The organism is Thalassovita aquimarina (assembly GCF_018219815.1).
Taxonomy (GTDB): domain Bacteria; phylum Pseudomonadota; class Alphaproteobacteria; order Rhodobacterales; family Rhodobacteraceae; genus Thalassobius; species Thalassobius aquimarinus.
In genome coordinates, this window is the sequence record NZ_JADMKU010000001.1 from 64,515 (window position 1) to 76,063 (window position 11,549).

The 11,549-nt window shown below is 63.5% G+C and carries 12 protein-coding genes; all 12 read right to left on the reverse strand.

What is annotated here, in order from left to right; genetic code table 11:
* Positions 1-36: 36 nt before the first annotated feature.
* Positions 37-591: a CvpA family protein gene (locus IT775_RS00305; protein ID WP_212699075.1), complete on the reverse strand. Its 555-nt coding sequence runs from the start codon at positions 589-591 to the stop codon at positions 37-39.
* Positions 592-621: 30 nt separating this feature from the next.
* Positions 622-1,989, reverse strand: coding sequence for a DNA repair protein RadA (gene radA / locus IT775_RS00310; protein ID WP_212699076.1), 1,368 nt, complete (start codon positions 1,987-1,989; stop codon positions 622-624).
* A gap of 73 nt (positions 1,990-2,062) precedes the next feature.
* A complete protein-coding gene (locus tag IT775_RS00315; protein ID WP_212699077.1) occupies positions 2,063-2,506 on the reverse strand; it encodes a paraquat-inducible protein A in 444 nt (147 codons plus the stop codon).
* A 60-nt stretch (positions 2,507-2,566) separates the two neighbouring features.
* Positions 2,567-2,953 (reverse strand): hypothetical protein, encoded by a 387-nt coding sequence (locus IT775_RS00320; RefSeq protein ID WP_212699078.1) that lies wholly within the window; start codon positions 2,951-2,953, stop codon positions 2,567-2,569.
* Positions 2,954-3,046: 93 nt separating this feature from the next.
* The gene (locus IT775_RS00325; protein WP_212699079.1) at positions 3,047-3,793 is read right to left on the reverse strand and encodes an ABC transporter ATP-binding protein; all 747 of its coding nucleotides are present in this window, start codon (positions 3,791-3,793) and stop codon (positions 3,047-3,049) included.
* Positions 3,790-4,572, reverse strand: a complete 783-nt coding sequence (locus tag IT775_RS00330; RefSeq protein WP_212699080.1) for an MlaE family ABC transporter permease — start codon at positions 4,570-4,572, stop codon at positions 3,790-3,792. Before IT775_RS00330 ends, IT775_RS00325 begins: the two co-directional genes overlap by 4 nt.
* Complete coding sequence (gene alr / locus IT775_RS00335) at positions 4,569-5,612, reverse strand: alanine racemase (RefSeq protein WP_212699081.1); 1,044 nt, start codon at positions 5,610-5,612, stop codon at positions 4,569-4,571. Before alr ends, IT775_RS00330 begins: the two co-directional genes overlap by 4 nt.
* 171 nt (positions 5,613-5,783) lie before the next feature.
* On the reverse strand, positions 5,784-7,274 hold the full coding sequence (locus IT775_RS00340; protein ID WP_212699082.1) for a replicative DNA helicase: 1,491 nt from the start codon (positions 7,272-7,274) through the stop codon (positions 5,784-5,786).
* Between the two features lie 212 nt (positions 7,275-7,486).
* Positions 7,487-8,167 carry an orotate phosphoribosyltransferase gene (locus IT775_RS00345; protein WP_212699083.1) on the reverse strand — a complete coding sequence of 227 codons (681 nt, stop codon included), beginning with the start codon at positions 8,165-8,167 and terminating at the stop codon, positions 7,487-7,489.
* Between the two features lie 43 nt (positions 8,168-8,210).
* Positions 8,211-9,251: a dihydroorotase gene (gene pyrC, locus IT775_RS00350; RefSeq protein WP_212699084.1), complete on the reverse strand. Its 1,041-nt coding sequence runs from the start codon at positions 9,249-9,251 to the stop codon at positions 8,211-8,213.
* A gap of 51 nt (positions 9,252-9,302) precedes the next feature.
* Positions 9,303-10,262, reverse strand: coding sequence for a phosphoadenosine phosphosulfate reductase (locus IT775_RS00355; RefSeq protein ID WP_212699085.1), 960 nt, complete (start codon positions 10,260-10,262; stop codon positions 9,303-9,305).
* 234 nt (positions 10,263-10,496) lie between these two features.
* Positions 10,497-11,546: a glycosyltransferase family 2 protein gene (locus IT775_RS00360; protein ID WP_212699086.1), complete on the reverse strand. Its 1,050-nt coding sequence runs from the start codon at positions 11,544-11,546 to the stop codon at positions 10,497-10,499.
* Between the last annotated feature and the right edge of the window lie 3 nt (positions 11,547-11,549).

An 11,549-nucleotide genomic window follows, 5' to 3' on the forward strand; every position in this document is an offset into this window, starting at 1 on the left:
GCCCCTTGGCGCTCTGCGGTTGAAAAGGTGCCGTGCTTACTGTTCGCAGACACCGACCAATTCTTCATACTGCCGGGTGATCCAGCCAAGCGCCTGTTCGGGATCGCGATCCTCGATCTTGCCGGTCATCTTGCCGAACACCTTGGCCGACCGGCTGCCTTCGACCATGGCGACATCCTGACCGGTGATCACGGTTTCATAGACGAAGAAGGCGATGGCGACCAACAGGATCCCGCGCAACACGCCGAACAGGAAGCCAAGCCCCTGATCCAGTCCGCCCAGAACCGAGCGTTGCACCAGAGAGGCAAACAGCGGCGTGAACAACGAGGCCAGGACCAGCGCCAATGCGAAGACGGCGGCGAAGGAGGCGATGATGCTGAGTTCGCAACTGTCGGCGATCATCTCGCCCAGCACCGGGATTTCCTTCACCAGCGGTTGCACTTGCGGCGCGAAGACGAAGGCCAGAACGGCGGCGGCGATCCATCCGGTGATCGCCAGCGCCTCGCGCACCAATCCGCGCGAATATGCCAGCAGCGCCGACAGGATGATGACCAGCGCCACGACGCCGTCGATGATGGTAAAGCCTTCCATAGTGCCTTTATTCCCTATTGCCTGCGCGCTTCATCCGGCGCCGAATACGTCACCTACAAACGTGGCCAGATCCCCGTATTGCCGAAGCGTCAGGCCGTTTCCCCCTTTGGCCTTTCCACCTGCGGGGGCAATCGCTGTCGAAAAACCAAGTTTTTGCGCTTCTTTCAACCTGTTTTCGGTCTGGCCCACCGGTCTGAGCGCCCCGGAGAGCGAGATTTCACCGAAAACCACCGTATCGGCGGGCAGGGCGGCGTCTTCGCGCGCCGACAGAAGCGCGGCGGCCACCGCGAGGTCGGCAGCGGGTTCCTGCACCTTCATGCCGCCCGCGACGTTCAGGTAGACGTCGAGCCCGGCAAAGGGGATGCCGCAGCGCGCCTCGAGCACGGCCAGGATCATCGCCAATCTCGACCCGTCCCAGCCCACAACGCTGCGCCGCGCCTGCGAATGCGGCGACGGCGCGATCAGGGCCTGGAATTCCACCAGCACCGGGCGGGTGCCCTCGATGCCGGAAAATACCACCGATCCGGGGCTGGGTTCGCCACGTTCGGACAGGAACAGGGCGGACGGGTTGCCGACCTCGGCCAGCCCGCCGCCGGTCATTTCGAACACGCCGATTTCGTCAGCCGGGCCGAAGCGGTTCTTGACGGCACGCAGGATGCGGAACTGGTGGCCGCGTTCGCCCTCGAAATACAGCACCGTGTCGACCATGTGTTCGACCACGCGGGGGCCCGCGATCTGGCCTTCCTTGGTGACGTGGCCAACGAGGACGACCGAGATGCCCTTGCGTTTGGCGAAACTGGTCAGTTCGTGCGCGGCGGCGCGCACCTGTGACACGCTTCCCGGCGCGCTTTCGACATTGTCGGCCCACATGGTCTGGATCGAATCGATGATCGCCAGTTGCGGGCGTTCGGCCTCCAGCGTGGTCAGGATGTCGCGCAGGTTGGTTTCGGCGGCCAGTTTCACCGGCGCGTCCGAAAGCCCCAGCCGCTGTGCCCGCATACGGACCTGTGCGCTGGCCTCCTCGCCGCTGACATAGATGGTTTTCAGCCCCGCCTGGGCAAACCGCGCGGCGGCCTGCAGCAGCAGGGTGGATTTGCCGATGCCCGGATCGCCGCCGACAAGGATGGCGCTTGACGGCACCAATCCGCCGCCCAGCACCCGGTCCAGTTCGCCCAGTCCACTATGGGTGCGCGGCGGCGGGGCTTCCTCGGTCGACAGGTCGGTCAGCTGGATTGCCGAACCGCGCTTGCCGCCCAGCGATTTTCTGGCCGGACCGGCGGACAGCGGCGTGTCCTCGACGATGGAGTTCCATTCGCCGCAACCGTCGCAGCGGCCGGACCATTTGTTATATGTCGCGCCGCAGGCGGTGCAGGAGAATGTTTTCGTCGCTTTGGCCATGGCGTGTTGATGCAACAGCGGGGCGGGCGGGTCAAACACGAATAAGTTGGTAGAGGCGCTTCGTACAGCGCCGCTATTCGGGTTGGGGACCTGCCTTTTCCTTCGACAGGATACCGATCCCCAGCGAGACGAGGATACAAGCAGTGAACAGATAAAGCCCCCAGGCCACCTCGATTTTGCCGACCCCGATCCCCTTGGCCACGGTGATGTACAAGGCGATCAGGAAAATATCCCCCATCGCTAGCTTGCCCAGCACCGTCAGCGCCGGCAGCGCCCGCCGGTCGAGCCAACCGAACTGCACCAAGGCGAGCCCCAGCGTTTTCAGGAACGGCGCGAAGAGCGCGAAGAAGGTCACCAGCAGGGCGAGGAAGACATCGGTGTCCCACAGGCTTTGCAGCCCGGAAATCACGCTGATCTCGCTCATCCCGAACAAGGGCAGCAATCCGGCGCGCAGCAGCGGCGCGAACCAGGCCACCGGGAACAGGATCAGCAGCGCGAGATTGATATATTTGAGCATCGGTTTTCCTTGTGCGCGGACCCTTCCCAGCTAGGCGAACAGCACCGCCGGTACAAGCGCTCAGGCGAAATAGGCGGCGACGCTCAGCCCCAGCATCAGGCAAACCGTGCCGATCACCGTTAGGTCGATCCAGTGGAACCCGTCATCGCGCACCGACGTGTACCAATCATATAGGATCCACGCATAGAGGCCGAGGATCAGGAAGATACGCAACTGCTGTGCTTCGGTACCGGGCCACCATGACGGCGGCGTCAGCCAGATCAGGAACAACACCACCGCCGCCCCGGTGCACAGCCAAGCGGCCAGCGGCGGTTTCGGTTCGCGCAGCCGGATCAGTTCGGCCACCGCGATCAGCACCGGCAGGGACAGCACGGACATGTTGAGCAGGAAGGCCAGAAGCGCGGGCGCATCATCGAGGAAGGTAACAAAGCCGTCGGTTTCGGTCATCGCGGGGTCCCGGAGTTTCACGGGCAGAGTGGACCTAGCGGCAAAGTGAAACAACCCCTGTATGTGCCGGAATGGCGGGATCGTGCGCGGGTATTACCGCACCGCCTCGATCGGACCTTCGGCGCGGCCATGGATGAACTGGTCGAGGTAGGGATCGCCCGAATTGTCCATCTCGGACACCGGTCCGGACCACTTGATCACCCCGTCATGCAGCATCGCCACGTTGTCGGCAATCGCCCGCACGCTGGACATGTCATGGGTGATGGTCATCGCCGTCGCGCCCATTTCCACCACGATTTCGCGGATAAGGTCGTTGATCACGCCCGCCATGATCGGGTCGAGCCCGGTGGTCGGTTCGTCGAAGAAGATGATCTCGGGCTCGGCGGCGATGGCGCGAGCCAGCCCGACGCGCTTCTGCATCCCGCCCGACAATTCGGCCGGGAAAAGGTCGGCTGTTTCGGGTTTCAGCCCGACGCGGCGCAGCTTCTCGATGGCGATCTCGCGCGCCTCGGCCTTGGGCCGCTTCAGCGATCCGCGCAGCAGCCGGAAGGCGACATTCTGCCAGACCGGCAGGGAATCGAACAGCGCACCGCCCTGGAACAGCATGCCGAACCGGGCGAGGAAGGCGTCGCGGTCGCCTTCGCGCGTATCCTTGCCATCCAGCAGGATCCGGCCACGATCGGGAGTGATCAGCCCAAGCACGCATTTCAGCGCCACCGACTTGCCGGTGCCCGAGCCCCCGATGATCACCATCGAGGTGCCGGTCTGGATCGACAGGTTGACCCCCTGCAGAACCTTCTTGGGGCCGAACCCCTTGTGGACGTCGATAAGGTCGATCATGCCGAGAAAAACAGCTCCGTCAGGATGTAGTTGGCCGCGAAGATCAGCACCGAGGCCGCCACGACGGCCGATTTCGTCGCCCGGCCCACGCCCTGCGCGCCGCGCGCCGAATGCATGCCGTAGAAACAACCGATCAGCGCCACGATGAAACCGAACACGGCGCCCTTGATCAGGCCCGAAACGACGTCGAAGGTTTCCAGGAAATCCATCGTGTTGGTCAGGTAGGCGGCGGCGTTGAATTCCAGCCGGGTGATCCCCACCAGATAGCCGCCCATGATGCCGACTACGTCGCCGACGCCGACAAGCACCGGCACTGCCAACGTGGCGGCCAGAACCCGGGGCAGGGTGAGGTATTTCATCGGATGGGTCGACAGGGTGACCAGCGCGTCGATCTGTTCGGTCACTTTCATGGTGCCTATTTCGGCGGCAATGGAGCTTGCCACCCGCGCCGCCACCATCAACCCGCCCAGGACCGGACCCAGTTCGCGCACCATGCCGATGGCGACGATCGAGGGCACCACCGCTTCGGCATTGAAGCGCGACCCGCCGGCATAGATCTGCAGCGCCAGCGCGCCGCCGGTGAAAAGCGTCGTCATCCCCACAACCGGCAGCGACAGCCAGCCGATATGCAGCAGCGCATTCATGAATTCACGGCCATAGAAAGGCGGCCGGAACAGGTGGCTGACGGTTTCGGCGGCATAAAGCGTCACCCGCCCGATCATTGCCAGGGCGGCCAGGACATTCGCGCCGAGCGCGGCAAGGGGCGCGGTCAGGTTCATGAGCTCACATAGCGGCGGCGATAGCGCGCGCCCAGAGAGGTGAGGATTTCGTATCCGATGGTTCCGGCATTGTCGGCCAGAACATTGACGGTCTGACGCGCGTTCAGAAGGTCGAGCTGTTGCGGGTCCTCTTCCAGGTCGGTCACGTCCGCGGTGATCAGGTCCATCGAGATGCGGCCGACGATGGGGCAGGGGATGTCGCCCGCGAAAAGCTGTGTTTTCGGCGCCATGATGCGGTGGATGCCGTCGGCGTAGCCGGCCGCGACGGTGGCGATGCGGCTGGGCCTCTGGGCCGTCCAGGTATTGCCGTAGCCCACGGTTTCGCCCGGTTCGACGTCGCGGCACTGGATCACCGGCAGGCTGACAAGGGCCACCGGGCGCGCCTGTTCGAAAGGCAACCCGCCATAAAGCCCGATCCCGGGCCGGGTCACGTCGAAATGATAATCGGGGCCCAGCAGGATGCCGCCCGTCGCCGCCAGGGATCGCGGCACGTCGCAGCCTTCGGTCATCTCGCGGAACGCCTGCAGTTGCTGGGCATTCATCGGGTGATCCGGTTCGTCGGCACAGGCCAGATGCGACATGATCAGCCGGATGTTCTGTCCCAGGGCGATGTCGCGCAGCGCCGCCCACTCAGCCGCTTCCATTCCCAGCCGGTTCATGCCGCTGTCCAGCTGCACGCCGAACGGATGGCCCGGCAACGCCTCGACATGGCGCAGCATCTGGTCGATCGAATTCAGCATCGGCGTCAGCTGCAGGTCATGGATCATGTCGGTGTCGCCACCCATATGTCCGGAAAAGACGCAGATCTCGGGCCCGGGGCCGAGCGCCTGGCGCACCGCGGCGCCTTCTTCGGCCACCGCCACGAAAAACTTGCGCGCCCCGGCCCGGGCCAAGGTCTGGGCCACCCGGCCCGAATCCAGCCCATAGCCATCGGCTTTGACAACCGCGGCGGTTTGCACCCCCGGTCCCGAAGCCGCATCCAGCGCCTGCCAGTTCCCGGCCAGCGCATCGAGATCAATCGTCAGTGTCGAAGTCGTCATGGTCACGTGTTTTGACAGACCGGCAAGAATGGTCAAGCGCAAACACTCCGTTCTTTTTCTTGGTGTAAACAGCCCGGGGGGAATGCCTTGGATCTCAGCGTGGATTTCAAGGCAGAGGGGGCGGCGCCCCCGCGTTCCCGCCCCGATGCCGGGTGAAGCCCTCCGGACAGATTAGTACCCGTCGTCGGCCACCCCTTGTTGCCAGGGTTTGACCAGGTTGCCGAAGCGGGTGAACTGCGCCTCGAAGGCTAGTTCGACCGTGCCGATGGGGCCGTGACGTTGCTTGCCGACGATCACCTCGGCCTTGGCGTGCAGCCGTTCCATCGCGGCCTTCCATTCTTCCATCTTTTCCAGTTCGTGATCGCCTGGTTTTTCGCGTTCCTTGTAATATTCCTCGCGGAACACGAACATCACCACGTCGGCATCCTGTTCGATCGATCCCGATTCCCGCAGGTCCGACAGTTGCGGCCGCTTGTCGTCGCGCTGTTCCACCTGGCGGCTGAGCTGCGACAGCGCGATCACCGGGATGTTCAGTTCTTTCGCGATCGCCTTCATCCCCATCGAAATCTCGCCGATTTCGTTCACGCGGTTGTCCGACATGCCGCGGCAAAGCTGCAGGTAGTCGATGATCACCAGGTCGAGCCCGTGGGTCCGCTTCAGCCGCCGCGCCCGCGCGGCCAGCTGCGAAATCGGCAGCGCCGGGGTGTCGTCGATGAACAGGGGGCAGGATTCAAGATCCTTCGCCGCCTGCACGAAGCGGCGGAACTCCTCTTCGGTCATGTCGCCCTGGCGGATCTTGTGCGACGAGATTTCCGAAGCCTCGGCCAGGACCCGGCCGGCCAGCTGTTCGGCGCTCATTTCCAGCGAAAAGAACCCGACCACGCCACCGTCGACGGCGCCTTCGGTGCCGTCATGTCTCAATCCGCGCTTATAGGCCTTGGCGACGTTGAAGGCGATGTTGGTCGCCAGAGAGGTCTTGCCCATCGAAGGACGTCCCGCGAGGATCAGAAGGTCGGACGGGTGCAGGCCGCCCAGCTGCTTGTCGAGATCGGCCAGACCGGTCGAGATCCCTGCCATGCCTCCGCCACGTTGGTATGCTTCGTTGGTGACGTTGACGGCCTCGGTGACGGCCTTGAGGAAGGATTTGAACCCCGACTCGGTCTGACCCTGCTCGGACAGCTGGTAGAGTTTCTGCTCGGCCTCTACGATCTGTTCTTTCGGTTCACTGCTGACATCGACCTGACGGGCCTTGTCAGCAATGTCTTGGCCCAGCCGCATCAATTCGCGCCGGATCGCGAAATCGTAGATCATCTGGGCGTAATCGCGCACCGCGAAGGCGGAAATGGACGCGCCCGCCAGGCGCGCAAGATAGGCCGGCCCGCCCAGTTCCTTCAGCCCCTCGTCATCCTCGAGGAACGCCTTCAGCGTGACCGGGGTGGCGAGGTTGTTCTTTGCGATACGTGCCGCGGCCACTTCGTAGATCCGCTTGTGCACCGGTTCATAGAAATGTTCCGCCGTGATGATCGAGGCGACTTTGTCATAGACGTCGTTATTGGTCAGGATCGCGCCCAGCAACTGCTGCTCGGCCTCGATCGAATGCGGCATCGGATCGCCGTCTTCCTGTTCGCTTTCGCCGGTTTGAATCTTTGCGATTTCGTTCATGTTTTTCACTGTCCCCCGGTGGGATCGGGTTCTAACCCAAGCGCCTCTCTCCACGCAAATTGTATAAGCTGTGGAACGCCTGTGGATATTTTTGCTGCATTATGCCTCCACCGGATATTGCTCGCCGCATCCATGCGGCGTCAATATCTGGTGGATGATCATGCCGATTTCGGCATGGTCTTGCTGCCTGAATTTTAGTCTGTTGAGCGCGTTCAGCCCTGCTTGCGGGCCTCTTGCCAGGTGCGCGGATCGTTCAGGAACGACTCGACCTCGGTCAGGGTTTCCTCATCGAACGCCTGCTGTGCCTTGGCCTCTGCCAGCACATCCCACCAGGTGCACAGGTGGTGCAGCTGTACGCCGTGATCGCCCAGCGTCTTGGTGGTTTCGGGGAAGATGTCATAGTAGAAGATCACCGCGGTGTGGCCGCAGCTCGCCCCGGTGTCGCGGATCGCGTCGACGAAGCTCAGCTTGGAGCCGCCATCGGTGGTCAGGTCCTCGACCAGCAGCACCCGCTCGCCTTCGCTCATCGCGCCTTCGATCCGGGCGTTGCGGCCGTACCCTTTGGGTTTCTTGCGTACATAGGTCATCGGCAGCGCCATCCGTTCGGCCACCAGCGCGGCGAAAGGGATGCCGGCCGTTTCGCCGCCGGCGATATTGTCGAACGCTTCGAAGCCGGCGTCGCGCATCACCGTGACGGTCAGGAAATCCATCAGCGTCGAGCGGATGCGCGGGAAGGAAATCAGCTTGCGGCAGTCGATATAGCTGGGCGAGGGCAGGCCGGAGGCCAGCGTGTACGGTTCGCGGGTGTTGAAATTCACCGCGCCGATTTCCAGCAGCATGCGGGCGGTCAGGCGGGCGATTTCTTCTTTCGGCGGAAAGGCGGAGGGGATCATCTATGTTTTCCTCGGGCGGCAGTATTAGCGGAACTGTGAAAGATCAGGCGGTTTTCCAGAAGACCGGGAAGCCCGGATCGAAGACGGTCACGGGCCCGTCGGCGGTGTCGATCTTGGCGGGGAAGGCCACCGGCGCGTTCTGTTTGACCAGGGTGAGCGTGTCGCTGTTTTCGGCCAAGCGGTAGAAGGCGGGGCCGTGTTTCGAGGCGAAGCCTTCCAGCTTGTCGAGCGCGCCTTCCTCCTCGAACACATGCGCCAACAGCGGCATCGTGTTGGTGGCGGTGAAGCAGCCGGCACAGCCGCAGGCGGTTTCCTTGTTGGCGTCCGTATGCGGGGCACTGTCGGTGCCAAGGAAAAACCGTTCGTCGCCGCTGGTCGCGGCGTCGCGCAGGGCCAGGCGGTGTTCTTCGCGCTTGGCCACCGGCAGGCAGTAATAATGCGGCTTGATGCCGCCGACCAGGATATGGTTGCGGTTGATAATCAGGTGGTGCGTCGTGATGGTGGCGCCCAGATCACGGTCATTGGCGCGCACGTATTCGACGCCGTCCCTGGTGGTGATATGCTCCATCACCACACGCAGCCCCGGCGTTGCCCGGCGCACCGGGTCGAGAACCCGGTCGATGAACACCGCCTCGCGGTCGAAGATGTCGATGTCGTTATCGGTCACCTCGCCATGCACGCACAGCGTCAGGCCGATCTCGGCCATCTTTTCCAGCACGCCGCGCACCTTGTCGAAATCGCGCACGCCGCTGGCCGAATTGGTGGTGGCGCCGGCCGGGTAGAGCTTCACCGCCTTGATCAGGCCGCTGGCATGGGCGGCGGCGACGTCCGCGGGATCGGTATCCTCGGTCAGGTAGAGCGTCATCAGCGGCTCGAACGCCATGCCCTCGGGCAGCGCCGCCATGATCCGGTCGCGATAGGCCGCGGCCTGCGCCCCGGTCACCACCGGCGGCACGAGGTTGGGCATGATGATCGCGCGGGCGAAATCACGGGCGGTTTCGGGCAGCACGGCACTGAGCATCGCGCCATCGCGCAGATGCAGGTGCCAGTCATCGGGGCGGGTCAGGGTGATCGAGGTGCTCATTCCCCAGCGATTACACAATCGCGGGGGCGTATGCCAGTACCGAAAGGCAAATCAATGGCGTTTCGGCGGGATCCGGATCGCGCCCTCGGCCGCGGCCTTTTCCAGCGCGTCGAGCCGCCGCTTGATCCGCGGCGCCTTCATCCGGGCAACCACGTTGCGGCAGATCATCGTCGCCAGCCAAGGCCGGTCGGCCACGTCCATCCGTGCGATCAGCCCACGCAGGTAGGGCGGGTGTTCGCGCCGGGCGCGGTACAGTTCGGCAAAGAGGGTCTCGTCAAGGCGTTCCTCGCCGGCCGCCTGCAGGATCGGGAACAGGATTTCCATCGCGATCAGTTCCGATTGCAGCGCATCGCCCATGTTTGGCATCCGCAACTTGGTCACGTTGCTGCGGGTGAACAGGGCCGCATGCATCGCGTCCAGATCCTCGCGCGGATCGTAGATCACGAACCCCTGCTTGGCAGCATCCAGCATGTCGGGGGCATAGCCGAACCGGTCGGTGAAGGAGGTCCGGCGCATCTCGACGAAGCGGTCGTCCCATTCGGTCACCCTCGGGTCCAGCGTCGCCTGCGGCTGTACCGCCACCACGGTGGCGCCGGGAGCGGCCACCGAATAGGCCGCGGCGGCATAACCGCACGGGCCGGCGCCATAGAAAACCACGCGGTCGAAATCCTCGAAGAATCCGTCATCGATCAGGCGGTCGAAAAACCCATATATATTGCCATCGCGGAACCATGTGTCGCTGTCCGAGACCACCGCCAGGTGCGACCAACCGAGGGCGCGGGCGAAATCCCAGCCCATCGGCTGGGCGGTGTCGGACAGCGCCTGTATGCCCTGGATCGATTCGAATGTGACCAGCAGGATCGGGCCTTCATCGACGAAACCGGCGACATGGCGCTCACCCAGCGGCTGGAAAAAACCGGTTTCCTCGGTGATCTCGATGAAGTCCTTCAGCCATTCCGCCTTCTTCGTCCCGTTCAGCGGGGTATCCAGAGGATTGGGGGCATCAAGCATGTCACTCTTTCCTCAACTTTTTCCGTGCCGCGGGGGCACGTTGTCTTTTGGCTGAAGCTAAGGGCGCTTTGGGGCGAAAATGCGGAAAATCCGGGGGGAGTTCTGGACAAGCGGGCTGGCCGCGCGCGTGACCCGCTTTTTCTTGGCGTAAATACCCCCGCCGGAGGCAATCCCGAGGCGCAGGCTGTAGGCCGGAGCCGAGACAAGACTGCGCGCCGAAGGCGCACAATCGGATCACTGCTGCCGCGTCTTGCGGCCCAGATTGGCGAAATGGGTCAGGAACCGGGCGGCATCCTTGGACAGGGGGCGCGACGGCGGCGTGGTCAGAAGCCGCCCGAACAGCGCGCGGTAGGATTCCAGCAGCATCAGTTCCTCAAACCGAGCCTTGCGCCACGTCACAGCTTCGCCATGCAGCCGGGCCAATTCGGGATCGGCCATCAGCCGGTCCAGTTCGGTCCGCATCGGCCCCGACAGCGCCTGGATCGTTCGGTCTTCGTCGCCGTTGAAGTTCCGCTCCACCCAGTAATCCAGGTCCAGCATCTGGTCGGAATGCACCGCGCGGCCCCGGTCGGCCTTGAGAACGAAGCTTTCCATCGCGCCAAGCGCGTAGTGGTTCAGCTGCGCCAGCGCGTAATTCGATTGGCCGAAATTGGAAAAGATCCTCGTCCCGGCGAATTTGCGATTCAGTTCCCGACCTTCGCCATCGAACCAGCGGGACTGCCCAATTCGTACCGGATCGGGCTGGCGCGGGCGGTGCACGCCCAGTTTCCCGTAGGTGCCGTCATTGCGATAGAGCGTCTTGAACATCGCCGCGCGCCATGGCCAGTGCATCACCGCCGGCGCGGCGCGCTGGAAGGTTTCGGTGACCGGCTTGTCTTCGTACCGCACGATCCCGGCATTTCCGAACAAACGCCATGTCAGGGTGATCGCGGTCGCCTGCGGCAAGGCTTCGATCAGATCGGTGACGGTATGCGCACCGCAATGGATATTGACGAATTCATCCACGTCCAGCGTCATCGCCCAGTCGGCCTTGGCCAGCAGGGCATGTTTCTCGGCCAGCTTGTAGGCGGTGAACTGGATGCCGCCCTTGCCGTATGGCCCGTCATTGCGGACGTGGGTGATCAGCCCCATCTCGTCCAGCCGGTCCAGCATCCTGTCGGTGCCGTCCTGGCAATCGTTTGAAAACACCAGGAAATCGGTGAACCCCGCCGCCCGGTGATGGGCCAGCCATTCCAGCAGGAAGGCGCCTTCGTTACGCACGGTGAGGATGGCGAGAATGTTCAAACG

Coding starts and splice junctions, on each gene's coding strand:
- pyrC (WP_212699084.1), bottom strand. CDS start 9,251: ATGAGCACCTCGATCACCCTGACCCGCCCCGATGACTGGCACCTGCAT.
- IT775_RS00355 (WP_212699085.1), bottom strand. CDS start 10,262: ATGCTTGATGCCCCCAATCCTCTGGATACCCCGCTGAACGGGACGAAG.
- alr (WP_212699081.1), bottom strand. CDS start 5,612: ATGACGACTTCGACACTGACGATTGATCTCGATGCGCTGGCCGGGAAC.
- IT775_RS00305 (WP_212699075.1), bottom strand. CDS start 591: ATGGAAGGCTTTACCATCATCGACGGCGTCGTGGCGCTGGTCATCATC.
- IT775_RS00330 (WP_212699080.1), bottom strand. CDS start 4,572: ATGAACCTGACCGCGCCCCTTGCCGCGCTCGGCGCGAATGTCCTGGCC.
- IT775_RS00320 (WP_212699078.1), bottom strand. CDS start 2,953: ATGACCGAAACCGACGGCTTTGTTACCTTCCTCGATGATGCGCCCGCG.
- IT775_RS00325 (WP_212699079.1), bottom strand. CDS start 3,793: ATGATCGACCTTATCGACGTCCACAAGGGGTTCGGCCCCAAGAAGGTT.
- radA (WP_212699076.1), bottom strand. CDS start 1,989: ATGGCCAAAGCGACGAAAACATTCTCCTGCACCGCCTGCGGCGCGACA.
- IT775_RS00345 (WP_212699083.1), bottom strand. CDS start 8,167: ATGATCCCCTCCGCCTTTCCGCCGAAAGAAGAAATCGCCCGCCTGACC.
- IT775_RS00315 (WP_212699077.1), bottom strand. CDS start 2,506: ATGCTCAAATATATCAATCTCGCGCTGCTGATCCTGTTCCCGGTGGCC.
- IT775_RS00340 (WP_212699082.1), bottom strand. CDS start 7,274: ATGAACGAAATCGCAAAGATTCAAACCGGCGAAAGCGAACAGGAAGAC.